Below are 17597 nucleotides of genomic sequence, written 5' to 3'. Positions count from 1 at the left end.
TGCGCGCCATGGGCCGCGTCGCGCTGCGGCTGCAGGGCGTGCACGTGGGCCTGCCCACGCGCATGGCCGAGCGCCGCTGAGCGCCGGCCTCGCGGCGCCCGGCCCCGGGCACCGCGGGACGGCTTGAACCTCCGGCGTCCCGGCCGCAACGCAGCCCTCTCACCGGTACGCCTGGCCGTACCGCCACGAAGAAGCGTTCGCCCACGCCGGTTCTGCCGGCGGGCGGCGCGGGGATCACCCCTGAACCCGGAGACCCGCCATGCACACCACCGATGCTTCCTCCTTCGAGCTGGCGCCCCGCAGCGCGCGGCGACTGGACTTCGCCCATGGCCGCGAGTTGATCGTGCTGCAGGGCCGTATCTGGCTGACTTGCAGCGACCACGGCGAGGACGTGTTCGTCAGCGCCGGCCACTCGGCGCGCCTGGGAGCGGGCGCGGTGATCGAGTGCGACGGTGACGAGGCCGCCCGGCTGCGTCTGGTGCCCTCGCGCGCAGGCTGGCTGTCGCTGGCCGGCCGCGCGCTGACGGCCCTGGCGGCATGCCTGCCGCGCTGGCCCGTGCTGCGGCCAGCGGCGCCGGACGCCCGCGCGCTGGATGCGGGCTGCGAGGGATGACACCCCACCGGGCTTTCCGCCACGTAAAGCCCGGTTGTGCCGATCCACGGACGAACGGCAATTTCACGGACACGCCAGCGCAATTTCCGGACATCGGCGGTGCAATTCCCGCTGCCCGATGGAAAAGAGCCCTGATTGCGCTTGTATGGACAGAAGGTCGGTAGTTACACTCGCAACATAGCTCAACTCTTTCCCACTGCACCTGATCCTCCTTCAGGTGCATTCGCACGGCCGGATTTTCGATCCGCTCAACGAGAAAATTTCAATGCAACGCAATATTCCGGGCATTTCGACCGCGGCGGCACTGCGGGTAATCCGATCATCATGAGCGCGGTGATGCCAGAATCTCCGGGCGCATCGGTGGATGCCTGGGCCGTATTTCGCCGAGTCTTGCCGACCAGCCTCACGCTGGCCCCCATTGCGATGCTGCTGGGCGTGCTGGCCGCGCAGGCCCACTGGAGCGCCTTCGAGGTCTTCCTGTTCAGCCTGCTCGGTTTTTCGGGCAGCGGCCAGTTTGCGTTGATGCCGCTGGCGGCACAGGACGTGGGTTTCCTGACACTGTTGCTTCTTGCCGTTTCCATCAACAGCCGCTACGTGCCCATCGCCTTCGTGACGGCTTCGCGCCTGCCGTCATCGCCGGCCAGGCGGGGCTTCATGGCCCATATCCTGGGTGATGAGGCTTTCGTGCTCGAACAGGGTGTACACGAGCCCGCGCATATGCTGGTGGTCCGCCTGACGATTTATGGCGCGTGGGTGTTGTCCAGCGTGGCCGGCGTATGGATGGGCGGCATGATTCCTCTGGGGTTGCTCGATTCCCGGGTGAACCTGGGTTTCCCGGCCAGCATGGTGCTGTTGGTCCTGTGCTTCGGCCAGTTGAAAGTCCGGGTGCCGAGTATCCGTGCGAGCGGGCCGCGGTGTGTTTTCGAAATTGCCTTGTGCGTGCTGGCCGCGCTGGCGTTTTACGCGCTGCTGGGCCGCATCTGGTTCTGGCTGCCCAGCATCGCCTTCAGTACCTGGCGGCTGTGGAAGGCGGGCGCATGAATTTCGCCATCTCCAGCTCCCATGGCTTGGCCATTCTGGCCCTGCTGGCCACCAGCCTGCTGGTGCGCGTGCTGCCGGTATTTCTCAAGGTCGGCATGAGCGACACCGTCCGCAGCTTGCTTGAACGGGTATTGCCGACGGCGGTGTTTCTCAATTTCGCCGTCTACATCGCCTGGACGGAAATCAGCACGGCCTTCGTGCCATCGCTGGCCGCCATCGCGGCCGCGGCGCTCATCACCTTTTCCACGCGCGCCGGGCTGGTGCTCACCACAGCGCTGGCCACGCTGATCTACGTCGCGCTGCAGCTGCATCTGGTGCCGTGAAGGCCCTGCATCGAGCCCACCACCGCCCGAGAGCGGACGCCATCCCATGCGGGGCGCGCCATGTTTGCGCCGCAGGCCCAAACCCGCCCATGAAAGCAACGGGCATCAAGCCTGGCCCTCCGGCAGGTCCAGCGTCAGCGTCACGCTGAAGGTGCTGCCCTGGCCCGGCACGCTCTTGAGCTCCAGCTGCCCGTCCATCATCTCCACCAGGCGCCGCACGATGGACAGCCCCAGCCCCGTGCCGCCGAAGCGCCGCGTGATGGAGCCGTCGGCCTGCGTGAAGGGTTCGAAGATGCGCGCCTGCTGCTCCGGTGCAATGCCGATGCCGCTGTCCGCCACCTCCAGCCGCAAGGTGATGCGCCCGGCCTCGCGCGCCACGGCGTGCACGTGCAGCTTCACGCCGCCCTGGCTGGTGAACTTCACGGCATTGCCCAGCAGGTTGAGCAGCACCTGCCGGATGCGCAGCGGGTCCCCGCACAGCCGCGCGGGCAAGGCGGTGGAAAACTCCATCTGCAGCGACAGCCCCTTGCCCAGCGCCTGCGGATGCACGAGGGCATGCACCGAATCGAGCAGCGGCACCAGCTCGAAGGGCACGCGCTCCAGCCCCATCTCGCCAGCCTCGATGCGCGAGAGGTCCAGCACGTCGTTGGTCAGCGCCAGCAGCTGCTCCCCCGCTTGGCGGATGTGGCGCACGAAGCGGCCGACGTCATCGGCCAAGGGACGTTGCTCCAGCAACTGGCTCAACCCGATGACGGCATTGAGCGGGGTGCGGAACTCGTGGCTCATGTTGGCCAGGAACGCGCTCTTGGCGCGGCTGGCGGCCTCGGCCTGGCGCGTGCGTTCCTTCAGCTGCGCCTGCACGGCTTCGAGCTCGGCCGTGTAGCGGCGCAACGCCTCCTCGATCGCCTTGCGATCGCTGAGGTCCGCGATCACGGCCAGCAGGCCGATGGACTGCCCCGCCTCGTCGCGCAGCACGCTCACGCTCAGCAGCCCGGGAAAGACGCTGCCATCGGCGCGCACATAGGTCCACTCGTTGCGCGGACGGTCGCCGGGGCGCTCGTCCTGGCCGAGCAGCCCCTCGCGCAGAGCCGCCGGCAGCTGCCCGCCATTGGCGATGACATCGGGCGGGAAATACCGCGCCTTGTAGCGCAGCTCGCCGGGCTCGCAGAAATCCGTCACCAGGCTGCCCACGGCCTCGGACGCCGGGCAGCGGAACATCGCTTCGGCGGCCGGGTTGAAGGCGGTGATGCGCCCCTCCAGGTCCATGGCGATCACGGCCATGGCGGCGCTGGAGACGATGGCCCGTTCGCGGGCGGCCGCGATTTCCAGGGCACGCGTGCGCTCGGCCACCTGCTGCTCCAGCGTGGCATTGAGCTCCAGGATGCGCGAGCGCTCCTCGCGCAGGCTGCGCTTGTGGCTCAGCGCGTCCTGCGAGGCATACAACAGCAGCGCCAGCAGCAGCGAAGCCGCGGCCACCGACGCGGACAGGGCCAGCGGATGGCGCAGGCCGAGCCGCTGCATGAAGCCTGGTACGGCCTGCACCTCCACCTGCCATTGCCGCCCGTACAGGTCGAGGCTGACGTGCTGCGTGGCCAGCTGGGCACCGGACAGCCACTGCGGCGCGATGTACACGGCCACCGGTTGGCTTGGATCCGTGGTGTCGCGCAGCGCCACCGCCTGCCCATTGGGCTCGTAGTCGACGAAGTCCTTGAACACGTCGCTCATGACCATCGATCCGGCGGCCCAGCCGATGCACAAGGCCTCGCGCAACTCGGGCGCCGGCAACTCGGCATCCCGGTACACCGGCAGCACCAGCACGTAAGCCTGGGTCGGCAGGTCCTGCGTCTGGTGCGGGAGCTTGACGGGCGCCGTCAGCCGCGGCTGGCCACTGTGCAGCGCCGCCAGCGTCGCCACCCGGCGCCTCGGGTCCGAGGCCATGTCGAAGCCGAAAGCCGCCTCGTTGCCCCGCCGCGGCGCGACGTACTGGGCCACGAAGCGCTCCCCGGGGTTCGGTTCGATGCCATGCACGTGGAAGTCCGGCAGGCCCTGCTGGCGCATGGCGGCCACGAAGGCGGCCTCCTGGTCCGCGGGCACGCGCCGGATGAAGGCGAAGGCGCGGGCGCCCGGGTACTGCCCGGCCATGTCCAGACCAGCCTCGTAGCGCCTGAAGGCCTCGGCGGACAGGCCCCCGACGCCATCGCCGCCGACGAGGATCGCGCTGCGCACGCCGAGCACGCCGTACTCGTAGGTCCGCATGCGCCGGCGCAGCTGGTCGGCCAGCCGCTCGGCCACGGACTTGAGCCTGTCCTCCACCACGGCCTGGTTGACACGGTACTGCCAGGCCCCCGCCGCCGCGGCAACGAGCAGCCCCAGCAGCAGCACCATCAATACCAGCGCCGACCAGCGCAACGCCGGCCGGCGGCTTGTCCCGTCTGACGCTGCCCCTTGCTGCCGCCGCACGACCTGAGTGCTCCCCATGGCTGCCGTGCATCACGGCGTTTTCTTGCAATGGAAGAATTTTCCGGCATAAAACCGTCAGATGCGAATTTATGCGTGCAAGCGGGGCCAAAGGTCAGGGGAGTGTGGTGGCCCGGGGCGAGCCCGGGGGCTCGGGGACGGAACTCAGTTCAGTCCGAGGAGGCGGCGCGCCTGCTCCGGCGTCGCCACGGGGCGGCCGTGCTCCAAGCACAGCTCCGCCACGGCGCGCACCAGTGCCGCGTTGGACGGCGCCAGCGTGTGCTTGTCCAGGCGCACGTTGTCTTCCATGCCGGTGCGGCAGTGGCCGCCGAGCTCCAGCGACCAGCGCGCCATCGTCATCTGGTCCTTGCCGATGCCCGCGCCGGTCCAGGTCGAGCCTGGCGCCACGCGCTGCAGCGTGCGCACGTAGAACTCCAGCACCTCGCGGTCCACGGGCATGGCGTTGCGGATGCCCATCACGAACTGCACGTGCAGCGGGCCCTTGATCATTCCTTGCTGCTGGAGCCTGGCGGCCTGGAAGATCATGGACAGGTCGAAAGCCTCGATCTCCGGCTTGATGCCCAGCTCGCGCATCTCGGTCGCCAGCCACTCGACCAGCTCCGGGCTGTTGTCGTAGACCCGCGTCGGGAAGTTCACGGAGCCGGTGGCCAGGGAGCCCATGTCGGGCCGCAGCGCCAGGTGCGCGCCGCGCTCGCGCCCGGCGCCGGAGCGGCCGCCGGTGGAGAACTGCACGATCATGCCCGGGCAGTGCTTGCGGATGCCTTCGAGCACCCGCGCGAAGCGCTCGGGCGACGAGGTGGTGGAACCGTCGTCGTTGCGCACGTGCAGGTGCACGAGCGTCGCGCCCGCTTCGAAAGCCTCTTGCGTGGACTCGATCTGTTCCTCGACGGTGATGGGCACGGCCGGGTTGTCGCGCTTCTGAGGCAGCGAGCCGGTGATGGCGACGGTGATGATGCAGGGGGTCGTCATGGCAGGGTCCAGTGGTGGGTGCCGGCGCGGGGCGCGGATGCCGCGCGCCGGATGGTTGCGGGCGTGACTTCAGTTGCGCCCGATGGCGGCCCGCGCGGGAGGCGGGGCGGGGCTGTCGGTGTTCGCAGCCTGCGGATGCTTCAGGGCCGAGCGGCCGTGGTTGATCATGGCAACCGCCACGGCGGCGATCACCGCGGGAATCGCGATCGCGACGAAGTTCTGCTGCAGCGGCAGCGCCATGGCCACCAGCGCGCCGATCACGATCGGCGCCAGGATCGCGCCGCTGCGGCCCACGCCCGAGGCCAGGCCGATGCCGGTGGAGCGGATCGCCACGGGGTAGAACTGCCCGGCGTAGGCGTAGGTGACGATCTGCGTGCCGATGGTCGAGGCACCGGCCAGGCCGACGACGAAGAACAGCGCCTCGGTGGGCATGGGCGTGCCCAGCAGCGTGATCGACACGGCGGCCAGCACGTACATCGAGAACAGCACCCACTTGATGTGGAAGCGGTCGGCCAGCCAGCCACCGCCCACCGCGCCGATCATGGCGCCGAAGTTCAGCGTCAGCACGAAGGTCAGCGCCGATCCCAGGCTGTAGCCGGCACTGGCCATCAGCTTGGTCAGCCAGGAGCTGAGCGCGTAGACCATGAACAGGCACATGAAGAAGGCCACCCAGAACATCACGGTGCTGAAGCCGCGGCCGTCCTGGAACAGGTGGCGCACCGGCGCACCATGGGCCTTGTCGGCGCTGGGCAGCGCGAAGCCGTCGCTGGCCGTGGGACGCAGGCCCGGGTCCAGCCGCGCGACGATGGCCTTGAGCTCCTCGTGGCGGCCCTGCCGCAGCAGGAAGGGCATCGACTCGGGCAGCGATTTCAGGATGAACGGAATCAGCACCACCGGCAGCGCCGCGGCGAGGAACACCGACTGCCAGCCGTAGCTCTCGATCAGCCCCTTGCCCAGCACCGCGGCGAGCATCCCGCCCACCGCGTAGCCGCTGAACATCAGCGTGACCAGCGTCGAGCGCAGCTTGCGGGGCGAGTATTCGGTCATCTGCGCCACGACGTTGGGCATCACGCCGCCGATGCCCAGGCCGGCCAGGAAGCGCGTGATGCTGAACGTCACCGGGTCGGTCGCCATCCCGGCCGCGGCCGTGAACAGGCTGAACAGCGCGATGCAGATCACGATCGCCCAGCGCCGGCCGATGCGGTCCGCGATGGTGCCCAGGAAGATGGCGCCGAACATCATCCCGAACAGCGCCGAGCTCACCATGAAGCCGGCTTGCGTGGGGTCCACGCCCATCTGCTTCATGATCGACGGCAGCGCGATGCCGGCGACGGCGAGGTCGTAGCCGTCGAAGATGATGATGAGCGCGCACCAGAACAGCACCAGGCCGTGGAAGCGGTTGAAGCGGGCCTCGTCGGCGATCTTGTGGACGTCTATGTGTCTCATGGTCTTGTCTCCTTGGGTTCTTGTGCGGGCGGGGCGTCGTGGGCCTCAGCCGAGGTCGCCGCCGCCCACCGGCAGGGTCACGCCGGTGATGTAGGAGGCCTCGTCCGAGGCCAGGAACAGGATCGCGCCGACCTGCTCCTCGATGGTTCCGTAGCGCTTCATCAGGCTGGAGGCCACGGTCTGGTCCACGATCTGCTGGTACCAGTCCTTCTCCTGCTCGGTGGGCTGCTCGGTGTTGCGCGGGATGCGCCGCGGCGGCGCCTCGGTGCCGCCGGGCGCGGTGGCGTTCACGCGCACGCCGCGCTGCGCGTTCTCGAAGGCCAGGCAGGCCGTGAGCGCGTTGACGCCGCCCTTGGCCGCGCCGTAGGGCACGCGGTTGACGCCGCGCGTGGCGATGGAGGAGACGTTGACGATGGAACCACTGCCCTGCTCCTGCATGATGGGCAGCGCGGCGTGGCAGCACCACAGCGTGGGGAACAGCGAGCGCCGCACCTCGGCCTCGATCTCGTGCTCGCGGTAGTGCTCGTAGGGCTTGGCCCAGATGGTGCCGCCGACGTTGTTGACGAGGATGTCCAGGCGGCCGAAGCGGCGCAGGGCCTGGCTCATCACGCCCTCGGCGTCGGCGTTGCGTTCCAGGTCGGCGGTGAGCGTGAGCAGCCGCTCGGCGGCGCCGGGCAGTTCGCTCAGCTCATGGACCAGCTCGGAGCGGTCCACGGCCGCCACGAGGCCGCCCTCTTCCAGCAGCCGCTCGACGACGCGCCGGCCGATGCCCTGCGCCGCGCCGGTGACGACGGCAACCTTGTTTTCGAAGCGTGGGTTCATGATGTTCAGGCAGAAAAAAAGCCCGCGGCCAGGCCGCCGGCCGGGGCCAAGAGGAGACGACTTCAGGCGCTGGCCGCGAACTTCTCGTAGTAGAAATTGGCCGGCTGGATGCCGCGCTCGCGGATGAAGGCGCTCACCGCCTCCACCATCGGCGGCGGGCCGCAGAGGTAGATATCGACCTCGCCGTCGTGCAGGTGCGCCGGCTCGATGTGCTGCGTCACGTAGCCCTTCTTCGGGTAGCTGCTGCTGTCGCTGGCCACGCAGGCGGTGAACGTGAAGTTGGGAATGCGCGCCGCGAATTCCTCCAGCTTGTCCATCTCCACCAGGTCGGCGTCGTGCGTCACGCCGTAGATCAGGTGCAGCGGATGCGCGCTGCCCTCGGCGGCGATCTTCTCCAGCATCGCCGTGAAGGGCGCCAGGCCCGTGCCGCCGGCCAGCAGCAGCAGCGGCCGCTTGATGTCGCGCAGGTAGAAGCTCCCCAGCGGGCCGGTGAGCGTCATGCGGTCGCCGGCCTTGGCCAGGCCGGTGAGGAAGCTGCTCATCAAGCCGCCGGGCACGTTGCGGATCAGGAACGAGACTTCACCGTCGCGCGGCAGCGAGCTGAACGAGTAGGCGCGGGTCAACGTGCTGCCGGGCACCTGCAGGTTCACGTACTGCCCCGGCAGGAAGGCCAGCTTGTTGAGCGATTCGTCCTTGATGGACAGCGCGATGGTGCTGGGCGAGAGCTGGCGCACGTTGCTGATGGCCGCGTCGAAGGAGGCCTGCTGCGTGCGGCACACGGCCGACGACGCGGGCACCCGCACCACGCAGTCGCTCTTCGCGCGCATCTGGCAGGTCAGCACGAAGCCCTGCGCGGCCTCGTCCTCGCTCAGCGCGTCCTCGATGTAGTCGCCCATCTCGTACTTGCCGGCCTCGGCGAAGCACTTGCAGGTGCCGCAGGCGCCGTCGCGGCAGTCCAGCGGAACGTTGACGCCCTGGCGGTAGGCGGCGTCGGCCACGGTCTCGGTGGCGGTGGCCTCGATGAAACGGGTGACACCGTCCTCGAACTGAAGGGCAATCTGGTGTTGCATGGCAATGCTCCTCCACGCGGCAGGTGCTCCAAGCGCACCCGCTCGGCGGACTCAGATGTGATAGACGTCAACGACGTGGTGGATGTAGTCGTTCTTCAGCACCACGACCTTGCGCCGGATGAGCGGCTGGCCGCTGGTGAGGTCCAGCAGGTAGCGGCTGGTGCCGAAGTAACTATCGGTCGTGTGGTAGCGGTAGCTCAGCGTGTGCCAGTTGAAGCGCACTTCCACCTGCTCGCCCTGCTGCGACACGATCTCCACGTTGTGGATGTTGTGCCCCGTGCGCGGGTCGGGCGTGCTCGCCGCCGAGCGCTCGGTCTTGATGCGGAAGACACGGTCTTCCAGGCCGCCGCGGTTGGGGTAGTAGATCAGCGAGATCTCGCGCTGCGGGTCGCGCGTGAGCTCGTCGTCATCGTCCCACGCCGGCATCCAGAATTCGGCATCGGGGTGGTAGCACGTCAGCCACTCGTCCCACTGGCGGTCGTCCAGCAGGCGCGCTTCGCGGTACAGGAAAGCCTGGACCTGTTCGATGGTCATCATGGTCGGGGTCTCCTTCAGGCGTGGTCGTGGCCGCAGGCGTGGCCGTGGGCGTGGTCACCGGCGCAGGCCTCGCGGGGGCCGGCCTTTTGCTCGGCCTCGACGGCGCGCTGCATGGTCTGCAGCCAGTAGCGGTGCTGCTCGGTGTAGAGGCCCTCGTCCTCGGTCTTCACGCCGGAGAGCGTGGGGTTGAGGCCGATCTGCTTGGCAGCTTCGTCGGGCCCTTCCACCCAATGCGTGGCGCCGCGGCACATGTCGTTCCACTCCAGCGCGATGCCGGCGTAGCCCTGCTGGCAGGCGCGGAACTCCTCCAGGTCGTCCGGCGTGGCCATGCCCGTGGCGTTGAAGAAGTCCTCGTACTGGCGGATGCGGCGCGCGCGCGCCTCGGCCGACTCGCCCTTGGGCGCGATGCAGTAGATGGTGACCTCGGTCTTGTCCACCGCGATGGGGCGCAGCACGCGGATCTGCGAGCTGAACTGGTCCATCAGGTACACGTTCGGGTACAGGCACAGGTTGCGCGAGTGACCGATCATCCAGTCGGCCTTGGCCTGGCCGTGCTGCGCCACCAGCTGGTCGCGGATCGGGTAGGCCGGCCGGTCCTCGGGATTGCCCCACTTGGTCCACAGCAGCATGTGGCCGTGCTCGAAGGAGTAGAAGCCGCCGCCCTGCTTGGCCCAGCTGCCCGCGTCCATGGCCTTGATGTTGTCGCCCGCGGCGGCCAGCTTGCGCTGGTTGGTGGTGGCGGCGTAGTTCCAGTGCACGGAGCTCACGTGGTAGCCGTCGGCGCCGTTCTCGGCCTGCAGCTTCCAGTTGCCGTCGAAGGTGTAGGTCGAGGAGCCGCGCAGCACCTCCAGCCCCTCGGGGGACTGGTCCACGATCATGTCGATGATCTTGGTGGACTCGCCCAGGAACTCGGTGAGCGGCGGCACGTCCGGGTTGAGGCTGCCGAAGAGGAAGCCGCGGTAGCTCTCGAAGCGCGGCACCTTCTTCAGGTCGTGGCAGCCGTCCTTGTTGAAGGACTCGGGGTAGCCCGCGCCGTTGCCGTCCTTCACCTTGAGCAGCTTGCCGCTGTTGTTGAAGGTCCAGCCGTGGAAGGTGCAGGTGAAGCTGGCCTTGTTGCCCTTCTTGTGGCGGCACAGCGTGGCGCCGCGGTGCGAGCAGGCGTTGATGATGGCGTTGAGCTCGCCCTGCTTGTTGCGGGTGATGACGATGGGCTGGCGGCCGATGGTCGTCGTCAGGTAGTCGTTGACGTTGGCGATCTGGCTCTCGTGGGCCAGGTAGATCCAGTTGCCTTCGAAGATGTGCTTCATCTCCAGGTCGAACAGCGCTTCGTCGGTGAAGGCGCTGCGGTGCAGCCTGTAGACGTGCCGGTCCTTGTCCTCGACCAGCATGCCGGCCAGGCGCTGCTGGACGCCGGCGAGGGATGCGGAAGTGCTCATGTCTGTCTCCATGCCCCGCGGTTGGCGGGCGATGTTGGGCAAGGCTCCGCCCGGCCGGGGCCTGATGCGGCCCCGGAGGACGGGCTCTGTTTTCAGTGGGAGGCGGCGTCGCGCGTCAGGCGGCGGCGCGCGGACGGGCGAAGTCGGTGCCCGGCACGCTGGGCTGCTCGGCGTGCAGCGTGAAGTCGAAGCGGATCTCGTGGAAGGGCTTGTCCACGCCCAGCGCCTGCATCGCGGCGGCGTCGTTGTTGGTGTGGATCGGCGGCACCAGGCCCTGGCGCGTGCCGAAGGCGAAGTCGTCCCACAGGTGCGGATCGTTCTCGAGGTTGATCTGCGTGGTCAGCTTGCGGTGGCCCGGCGCGCTGACGAAGAAGTGGATGTGCGCCGGACGGTGGCCGTGGCGGCCGAGTTGCTGCAGCAACCGGTCGGTGGCGCCGCCCGGGGGCACGCTGTAGCCCACCGGCAGGATGCTGCGGAACTTGTAGCGGCCCTGCGCGTCGGTCACGATGGTGCGGCGCAGGTTGAAGTCGCTCTGGCTCTTGTCGAAGTACGAGTAGTTGCCCAGGTGGTTGGCGTGCCACACCTCGACCTTGGCGCCCGCGACGGGCTTGCCGTCGGTGCCGCGCACCACGCCCTGCATCACCACCACCTCGCCCGGCGTGTTGCCGTCATCCAGACGGGCCTCGCCCTGCGCCACCGGCGCGCCGGCCACGTACAGCGGGCCCTCGATGGTGCGCGGCGTGCCGCCCTTGAGGCCGGCGCGGGCCTCGGCCTCGTCCATGCGCAGGTCCAGGAAGTGCTCCAGGCCCGTGCCCGGCACGATCAGGCCCAGCTCGCCGTTGCGGCCCGCATCGGCCAGGTAGTTCAGGCCGGACCAGAACTCTTCTGGCGTGACGTCCAGCTCCTCGATGGCCAGCATCAGGTCGCGCAGCAGGCGGCCGACGACGGCCTTGACGCGGGGGTTGCCCTCGCTGACGACGCCGGTGGTCTCGAAACGGGTCACCAGTTGGTCGATGGTCTTCTTGTCCATGAGTGTCTCCTTCGGTGGTGCAACAGTGGGGAAAGGAAGCGCCGCTTCGGCGCCCGTCCTCGCGGACGGAGGATGGTTGAGAGCTCAGCGATCGCGGCGCAGGCGCGCGACCTTGTCCTCGTCGATGGCCACGCCCAGTCCGGGCGCGGTGGGGATCTGCAGCGAGAAGTCGCGGTAGGCCAGCGGCTCGCGCAGGATTTCCTCGGTCAGCAGCAGCGGGCCGAACAGCTCGGTGCCCCAGGCCAGCTCGTGGAAGGTGCAGAAGAGCTGCGCCGAGGCCATGGTGCCCACGGCGCCTTCGAGCATCGTGCCGCCGTAGAGCTCGATGTGGGCGGCCTTGGCGATGGCCGCGACCTGCGCCGCGCCGTGCAGGCCGCCGGACTGGTTGATCTTGATGGCGAAGATGTCGGCGGCCTGCAGCCGCGCCACCTCGAACGCGTCGCGCGCGCCGTGCAGCGCCTCGTCGGCCATGACCGGGATGATGTTGGCCTGCGTCAGCCGCTGCAGCCCGGTCTTGTCGTGGGCGGCGATGGGCTGCTCCACCATGTCGATGCCCGCGTCGGCCAGCATCCGCATGCCTTCGAGCGCCTGCGACACCGACCAGGCCTGGTTGGCGTCGATGCGCACGCTGGCCATGTCGCCCAGGGCGCGCTTGATGGCGGCCACGTGCGCCACGTCGTCCTTCACCGAGCGCAGGCCGATCTTGAGCTTGAAGATGTTGTGGCGGCGGGACTCCAGCACGCGCTCGGCCTCGGCGATGTCGCGCCGGGTGTCGCCGCTGGCCAGGGTCCAGGCCACGGGGATGCTGTCGCGCACCCGGCCGCCGAAGAGCTCGCTCAGCGGCACGCCCAGGCGCTTGGCCTGTCCGTCGTAGAGGGCGGTTTCCAGCGCGCACTTGGCGAAGCGGTTGCCCTGGATGCGCTCGGCCACGGCGGCCATCAGCCGCGCCACGCCGCACGGGTCCTGGCCCACCAGCATCGGCGCGATGTAGGTGTCGATGTTGGTCTTGATGCTCTCGGGGCTTTCCTCGCCGTAGGCCAGGCCGCCGATGGTGGTGCCCTCGCCCCAGCCCACGATGCCGTCGCTGGCCTCGATGCGCACCAGCACCAGCGTCTGGTGGTGCATCGTCGCCACCGACAGCTTGTGCGGCCGGATGGTGGGCACGTCCACCAGCAGGGTTTCGACCGCGAGGATCTTCAGTTCAGAGCTCATCTGCACAGCTTTTGGGAAGGCGGCTCCGGCGCCTTTTCAGACTGCCGAAGTCAACCATTTCAAGAAATACGGATATTCGGATCCGCCCGGTTTCAGGCATAACACCGCCCTACCGGAATTGCCTTGAATTGCCGGTGGTTATTGGTGTGCGCCTTGGATGGAACGAATATTAGGAATCGGCTGGCGCGAAGTCCAAGACGCTTTTAGACTGCATCGATACCTAATAGGCATGCAATGGAACTGCGTCATCTGCGCTACTTCGTGGCCGTCGCCGACGAGCAGAGCTTCACGCGCGCGGCGGAACGGCTGCACATCTCGCAGCCGCCGTTGAGCCGGCAGATCCAGGATCTGGAAGAGGAACTGGGCACGCCGCTGTTCGAGCGCGGCTCGCGCCCGTTGAAGCTCACCGAGGCGGGCCGCTTCTTCTACGGTCACGCCAAACGGCTGCTGGAGCACGCGTCGCAAGCCGCCCGGGCCACGCGGCGCGTGGCGCGTATGGAGCGGCGGCTGGTGATCGGCTTCGTAGGCTCGACCATGTACGGCGCCATGCCGCGGCTGGTGCGGCTGTTCCGCGCCGAGAGGCCGCAGACGGAACTGTCACTGGTGGAGATGTCGACGCTGGACCAACTGGAGGCCCTGAAGGCGGGCCGCATCGACGTGGGCTTCGGGCGCCTGCGCCTGGACGACCCGGCCGTCAAGCGCGAGGTGCTGCGCGAGGAGCGGCTGGTCGCCGCCATACCCATTGAGCATGCTCTGGCAATTCCAGAGAAACCGATTATTCTCGCCGCGTTGGCGAATGAAGATATTCTGGTTTACCCCAAAACGCCGCGCCCCAGTTATGCCGACCAGGTGCTAGCGCTATTTCGGGACCAGGGCCTGGAACCCGGCGCCGTGCACGAGGTGCAGGAAATCCAGACCGCGCTGGGCCTGGTGGCGGCCGGCATGGGCATTTGCGTGGTGCCGACCGGCGTGAGCCGCCTGCGGCCGGACGAGGTGGTGTATCGCCCCTTGAGCGACCCGCAGGCCGTGTCGCCGATCGTCATGAGCACGCGGCTGCACGACCAGAACGACGACCTGTTGCTGCTGCGGGCGCTGATCGACCGCATCTACCAGGAACGGGCCGAGGCGCAGCGGCGCGCCGCTGCCGCCGCGGCGGCGGCGGGCGGGGCCGTCAGCGGCTGACGCTGCCCGCGCCCGTGACGGGGCTCGTGACCGGGCCGGAGGCCGGCGCCACGGGCGCGGCCGGGCGTTTCCAGCCCAGCACGGCATGCGCGCAGCCGCCGATCACCACGCCCCAGAAGGCCGCGCCCAGCCCCCAGAGGCTCAGGCCCGAGGCCGTGACGAGGAAGGTCACGATGGCCGCCTCGCGGTGCTCGGGGTCGCTGGCCGCGCCCTGCACGTTGGCCGTGATGGCGCCGATGAGCGCCAGCCCGGCCAGCACCGCGACGAAGGCCGGCGGCAGCACGGTGAACAGGCCGATGATGGTGCCGGCCAGGCAGCCGCCCACGAGGTAGAACAGCCCGTTGGCGATGCCGGCCACGTAGCGCCGCCCGGCGTCCTCATGCGCCTCGCGGCCGGTGCACAGCGCCGCGGTGATCGCCGCCAGCACCGTGGTGATGCCGCCGAACGGCGCCGTGAGCAGCGAGGCGGCGCCGGTGGCCACGAGCACCGGGCGCGCCGGCGTGGCGTAGCCGGCGCCGCGCAGGATCGCCATGCCGGGCAGGAACTGCCCCGCCAGGCTCACCACCGCCAGCGGCACGGCCAGGCTCAGCGTCGAGGCCCAGCTCCATTGCGGCGCGATGAACACCGGGCGCGTGATCTCGAAGCGCAGCGCGCTCCAGTCCACGCCACCCGAACCCGCCGTCAGCGCGATGCCCAGTGCCAGCACCAGCAGCAGGTGGTAGCGCGGCCAGAAGCGTCGCGCCACGAGGTAGGCGCCGACCATGCACAAGGTAGGCAGCGGCAGCGCTTCCACGGCCTTGAAGGCGTGGGCGCCGAACTGGAACAGGATGCCGGCCATCATCCCGCAGCACACGCCGCGCGGGATGCGCCGCATCAGCCAGTCGAAGCCGCCCGTGAGCCCCACCAGCAGGATCAGCGCCGCCGCCGTGACGTAGGCGCCCACCGCCTCCTGCAGCGACAGGCCCGGAAAGAGCGTGATCAGCAGCGCGCTGCCCGGCGCGGACCAGGCGGTGATGACGGGCACCTTGAGCCACCAGCTCAGCGCGATGCCGGAGACGGCCGCGCCGATCGAGATGGCCCAGACCCAGGAGGCGATCATGTCCGGCGAGGCATCGGCCGCCCGCGCCGCCTGGAAGAAGATCAGCAGCGGCCCGGCGTAGGAGATCAGCACGGCCAGGAAGCCGGCCGTGACGGCGGAGACGGACCAGTCGCGTCGGAGCATGGTGATGCGTTTTCGATGAGTAGGAAACGAAAAGCGCCCGCAGCCGGGCGCTCACGGCAAGGAAGAGCCGGCTCAGGCCGGCACCGCCTGCAGCCAATCCTCCAGCGCCTCGCAGAAGGCATCCGGCTGCTCCAGCACGCTCAGGTGCGAGGCCTCGCGCAGCACCACCAGCCGCGCCCCCGGGATGGCCTGCGCGATGGTGCGCGCCATCTCGGGCGGCGTGCCCTGGTCCAGCACGCCGGCGACGACCAGCGTCGGCACGGCGACGCGCGGCAGCCGCTCGGTGGTGTCCACGCCGGCGATGGCGTGGCAGCAGGCGGCGTAGCCGGCCGCATCGCAGCTCAGCACGCGCTCGCGCCAATGCGCCACCACCTCGGGCCGCTCGGCATGGAAGCCCGCGTGGAACCAGCGCTGCAGCGCGCCGTCCACGATCGCCTCCAGCCCGCCGCGCTCGATGCCGGCGATGCGCTGCGCCCAGCCGGCCTGGGCCTCCGCGGGATAGCCGGAGGTGGTGTTGGCCAGCACCAGCGCCTTCACCTTGTCGGGGTGCCGCAGCGCCAGCTCCTGGCCGACCATGCCGCCCATGGACAGGCCGATCCACACGACGGGACCCAGCGCCAGCTCGTCGATCAGCCGCGCCGCGTCGTCGGCCAGCTCCGCCATCGTGTACGGCCCTTGCGGCGCCTCGCTGCCGCCGTGGCCGCGCTGGTCGTAGCGCAGCACGCGGCCCTGCGCGGCCAGGTGCCGCGCCAGGGCGTCCCACATCGTCAGGTCGCAGCCCAGCGCGTGGGCCAGCACGAAGGTCAGAGGCGCCTGTGCGTCGCGCGGGCCGTCGATGCGGTAGTGCAGGCGCGGCGTGGTGCGGGTCACAGCGTCCACGGGCTGTCCTCCGTCACGCAGGAGAGATTGCCGCCGCAGCGGGCCAAGCGTGCGCGCAGCGCAGCGGGGAGGGTGTCGTTTCGGGTGTGGGTGCTCATGGGGCGGGATGGTCTTCAATCCGACAAATGTTCTATATACGAACAAGTATTCGTAATTCGAACCAATGAGATGCGCAGACTACGGCCCGGGCGCTGGCCCTGTCAAGGCAAGGCCGGGGTCAGCGGTGGCTGAAATCGGCTTGTGGAGCGCCCCGCCTCAGCTCCCCGCCCCCAGCATCGCGCACACCACCGCATGCGTGTAGCGGCTGGCCACGTCGGCGATGAAGCGGTTGAAGTCCACGTGCGCCGTGTCGTCGGCGCGGTCGGAGATGGTGCGCATCACGGCGCAGGGCACGCCGAAGTCGTGGCACACCTGCGCCAGCGCGGCGCCTTCCATTTCCACCGCCAGCGCCTCGGGATGATCGGCCTGCAGCGCCTGCGCCTCCGCCGCGCTGCTGACGAAGCGGTCGCCGCTGACGATCAGCCCGCGGTGCACGCGCGGCGCCTGCGCCACGCCACAGGCATGCAGTTGCGCGCGCGACAGCTCCGTGCAGGCGTCGGCCTCGATGGCCGCCAGCACCTCCTCGCAGGCCCGCTCCAAGCGGCGCGACAGCACCGCGTCCGCGCTGAAGCGGTCGGTGCCGTACAGCGGCACCTCGAAGCGCGGAAAGATGGGCGAGGCGTCCATGTCGTGCTGCAGCAGCTGATCGGCCACGACGATGTCGCCGATGCGCACGCCCTGTCCCAGGCCGCCGGCCACGCCGGTGAACAGCAGCGCCTGCACGTTGAAATGCTCCAGCAGCACCGCCGTGGTGGTGGCCGCCGCGACCTTGCCGATGAGCGAGCGCACCAGCACCACCTCGTGCCCGCCCAGCTGGCCGACCCAGAAATCGCGTCCCGCCCGGCGCACGTGCCGCGCCTGCGGCAGCGAGTCCCGCAGGCCCCGCAATTCCTCTTCCATGGCGCTCACGATGGCCAGGCGATTCATGGCTGCTCCCTCCCGCGGGTGGTCCCGCATCACGGTTGTTGACTGCGCGGCCCCCCGGCCGCCACGGGGCGGGAGTATCCGACAGCGGCGGGAAGGGAACCTGTGCGCTGGGGATGATGCGTGCCTCGGGCTTGGCGCCTATGCAGCCGGACGTGAAAACGCCCGCGGGCAGCGGGCGTTCGGGATGGTGAGGATGGGACCCAGGCCATCACGCGACGCAAGTCCTGAACAGGCTCACACCCGCTCCAGCACCACCGCAATGCCCTGCCCCACGCCGATGCACATGGTGCACAGCGCGTAGCGCCCGCCGC

Annotated in this window: 16 protein-coding genes; 4 read left to right on the top strand and 12 right to left on the bottom strand. The window is 69.3% G+C overall.

All coding sequences use genetic code 11. The features are described from left to right. Positions 1-259: 259 nt before the first annotated feature. The 3 genes from Q0741_RS15250 (at position 260) to Q0741_RS15240 (ending at position 1977) form a co-directional block, all read left to right on the top strand. Positions 260-613: a DUF2917 domain-containing protein gene (locus Q0741_RS15250; RefSeq protein WP_298234064.1), complete on the top strand. Its 354-nt coding sequence runs from the start codon at positions 260-262 to the stop codon at positions 611-613. A gap of 324 nt (positions 614-937) precedes the next feature. Beyond that, entirely contained in the window at positions 938-1654 is a 717-nt protein-coding gene (locus tag Q0741_RS15245) for an AzlC family ABC transporter permease (protein ID WP_298234063.1), read from the top strand. Beyond that, positions 1651-1977 (top strand): hypothetical protein, encoded by a 327-nt coding sequence (locus Q0741_RS15240; RefSeq protein WP_298234062.1) that lies wholly within the window; start codon positions 1651-1653, stop codon positions 1975-1977. Before Q0741_RS15245 ends, Q0741_RS15240 begins: the two co-directional genes overlap by 4 nt. A gap of 105 nt (positions 1978-2082) precedes the next feature. Here the strand turns inward: Q0741_RS15240 and Q0741_RS15235 are convergent, their stop codons facing one another. The 9 genes from Q0741_RS15235 to Q0741_RS15195 all read right to left on the bottom strand — a co-directional run bounded on the left by Q0741_RS15235 (position 2083) and on the right by Q0741_RS15195 (position 12977). Then, the gene (locus Q0741_RS15235; RefSeq protein ID WP_298234061.1) at positions 2083-4362 is read right to left on the bottom strand and encodes a CHASE domain-containing protein; all 2280 of its coding nucleotides are present in this window, start codon (positions 4360-4362) and stop codon (positions 2083-2085) included. A gap of 237 nt (positions 4363-4599) precedes the next feature. Continuing rightward, a complete protein-coding gene (locus tag Q0741_RS15230; protein ID WP_298234060.1) occupies positions 4600-5424 on the bottom strand; it encodes a 3-keto-5-aminohexanoate cleavage protein in 825 nt (274 codons plus the stop codon). Positions 5425-5493: 69 nt separating this feature from the next. Further along, positions 5494-6870: an MFS transporter gene (locus Q0741_RS15225; RefSeq protein WP_298234059.1), complete on the bottom strand. Its 1377-nt coding sequence runs from the start codon at positions 6868-6870 to the stop codon at positions 5494-5496. A 45-nt stretch (positions 6871-6915) separates the two neighbouring features. Next, positions 6916-7692: a 1,6-dihydroxycyclohexa-2,4-diene-1-carboxylate dehydrogenase gene (locus Q0741_RS15220; protein ID WP_298234058.1), complete on the bottom strand. Its 777-nt coding sequence runs from the start codon at positions 7690-7692 to the stop codon at positions 6916-6918. A gap of 62 nt (positions 7693-7754) precedes the next feature. Beyond that, positions 7755-8762 (bottom strand): benzoate 1,2-dioxygenase electron transfer component BenC, encoded by a 1008-nt coding sequence (benC, locus tag Q0741_RS15215; RefSeq protein ID WP_298234057.1) that lies wholly within the window; start codon positions 8760-8762, stop codon positions 7755-7757. Positions 8763-8813: 51 nt separating this feature from the next. Beyond that, positions 8814-9299, bottom strand: coding sequence for a benzoate 1,2-dioxygenase small subunit (gene benB / locus Q0741_RS15210; RefSeq protein ID WP_298234056.1), 486 nt, complete (start codon positions 9297-9299; stop codon positions 8814-8816). Positions 9300-9313: 14 nt separating this feature from the next. After that, positions 9314-10735, bottom strand: a complete 1422-nt coding sequence (gene benA, locus Q0741_RS15205; RefSeq protein ID WP_298234055.1) for a benzoate 1,2-dioxygenase large subunit — start codon at positions 10733-10735, stop codon at positions 9314-9316. 115 nt (positions 10736-10850) lie between these two features. Next, the gene (gene catA, locus Q0741_RS15200; protein WP_298234054.1) at positions 10851-11765 is read right to left on the bottom strand and encodes a catechol 1,2-dioxygenase; all 915 of its coding nucleotides are present in this window, start codon (positions 11763-11765) and stop codon (positions 10851-10853) included. A gap of 84 nt (positions 11766-11849) precedes the next feature. Further along, complete coding sequence (locus Q0741_RS15195; protein ID WP_298234053.1) at positions 11850-12977, bottom strand: muconate/chloromuconate family cycloisomerase; 1128 nt, start codon at positions 12975-12977, stop codon at positions 11850-11852. 234 nt (positions 12978-13211) lie between these two features. Between Q0741_RS15195 and Q0741_RS15190 the strand changes: the two genes are divergently transcribed. Continuing rightward, positions 13212-14159: a LysR family transcriptional regulator gene (locus Q0741_RS15190; protein WP_298234052.1), complete on the top strand. Its 948-nt coding sequence runs from the start codon at positions 13212-13214 to the stop codon at positions 14157-14159. Here the strand turns inward: Q0741_RS15190 and Q0741_RS15185 are convergent. From Q0741_RS15185 to Q0741_RS15175, 3 genes are all read right to left on the bottom strand, one after another. Beyond that, a complete protein-coding gene (locus Q0741_RS15185) occupies positions 14149-15381 on the bottom strand; it encodes a benzoate/H(+) symporter BenE family transporter (protein WP_298234051.1) in 1233 nt (410 codons plus the stop codon). The genes Q0741_RS15190 and Q0741_RS15185 overlap by 11 nt on opposite strands. A 72-nt stretch (positions 15382-15453) precedes the next feature. Next, positions 15454-16260, bottom strand: coding sequence for a 3-oxoadipate enol-lactonase (gene pcaD, locus Q0741_RS15180; protein ID WP_298234050.1), 807 nt, complete (start codon positions 16258-16260; stop codon positions 15454-15456). A 255-nt stretch (positions 16261-16515) separates the two neighbouring features. After that, the gene (locus tag Q0741_RS15175; protein WP_298234049.1) at positions 16516-17286 is read right to left on the bottom strand and encodes a 5'-methylthioadenosine/adenosylhomocysteine nucleosidase; all 771 of its coding nucleotides are present in this window, start codon (positions 17284-17286) and stop codon (positions 16516-16518) included. Positions 17287-17597: the final 311 nt, after the last annotated feature.

The organism is uncultured Azohydromonas sp., from assembly GCF_937926365.1.
Lineage (GTDB): Bacteria > Pseudomonadota > Gammaproteobacteria > Burkholderiales > Burkholderiaceae_C > Azohydromonas.
This window is presented reverse-complemented; position numbering and strand designations above follow the sequence as displayed.

Excerpts from the sequence above, each read along its gene's own strand:
- Q0741_RS15250 (WP_298234064.1), top strand. The coding sequence starts at position 260 with ATGCACACCACCGATGCTTCCTCCTTCGAGCTGGCGCCCCGCAGCGCG.
- Q0741_RS15245 (WP_298234063.1), top strand. The coding sequence starts at position 938 with ATGAGCGCGGTGATGCCAGAATCTCCGGGCGCATCGGTGGATGCCTGG.
- Q0741_RS15240 (WP_298234062.1), top strand. The coding sequence starts at position 1,651 with ATGAATTTCGCCATCTCCAGCTCCCATGGCTTGGCCATTCTGGCCCTG.
- Q0741_RS15235 (WP_298234061.1), bottom strand. The coding sequence starts at position 4,362 with ATGGTGCTGCTGCTGGGGCTGCTCGTTGCCGCGGCGGCGGGGGCCTGG.
- Q0741_RS15230 (WP_298234060.1), bottom strand. The coding sequence starts at position 5,424 with ATGACGACCCCCTGCATCATCACCGTCGCCATCACCGGCTCGCTGCCT.
- Q0741_RS15225 (WP_298234059.1), bottom strand. The coding sequence starts at position 6,870 with ATGAGACACATAGACGTCCACAAGATCGCCGACGAGGCCCGCTTCAAC.
- Q0741_RS15220 (WP_298234058.1), bottom strand. The coding sequence starts at position 7,692 with ATGAACCCACGCTTCGAAAACAAGGTTGCCGTCGTCACCGGCGCGGCG.
- benC (WP_298234057.1), bottom strand. The coding sequence starts at position 8,762 with ATGCAACACCAGATTGCCCTTCAGTTCGAGGACGGTGTCACCCGTTTC.
- benB (WP_298234056.1), bottom strand. The coding sequence starts at position 9,299 with ATGATGACCATCGAACAGGTCCAGGCTTTCCTGTACCGCGAAGCGCGC.
- benA (WP_298234055.1), bottom strand. The coding sequence starts at position 10,735 with ATGAGCACTTCCGCATCCCTCGCCGGCGTCCAGCAGCGCCTGGCCGGC.
- catA (WP_298234054.1), bottom strand. The coding sequence starts at position 11,765 with ATGGACAAGAAGACCATCGACCAACTGGTGACCCGTTTCGAGACCACC.
- Q0741_RS15195 (WP_298234053.1), bottom strand. The coding sequence starts at position 12,977 with ATGAGCTCTGAACTGAAGATCCTCGCGGTCGAAACCCTGCTGGTGGAC.
- Q0741_RS15190 (WP_298234052.1), top strand. The coding sequence starts at position 13,212 with ATGGAACTGCGTCATCTGCGCTACTTCGTGGCCGTCGCCGACGAGCAG.
- Q0741_RS15185 (WP_298234051.1), bottom strand. The coding sequence starts at position 15,381 with ATGCTCCGACGCGACTGGTCCGTCTCCGCCGTCACGGCCGGCTTCCTG.
- Q0741_RS15175 (WP_298234049.1), bottom strand. The coding sequence starts at position 17,286 with ATGAATCGCCTGGCCATCGTGAGCGCCATGGAAGAGGAATTGCGGGGC.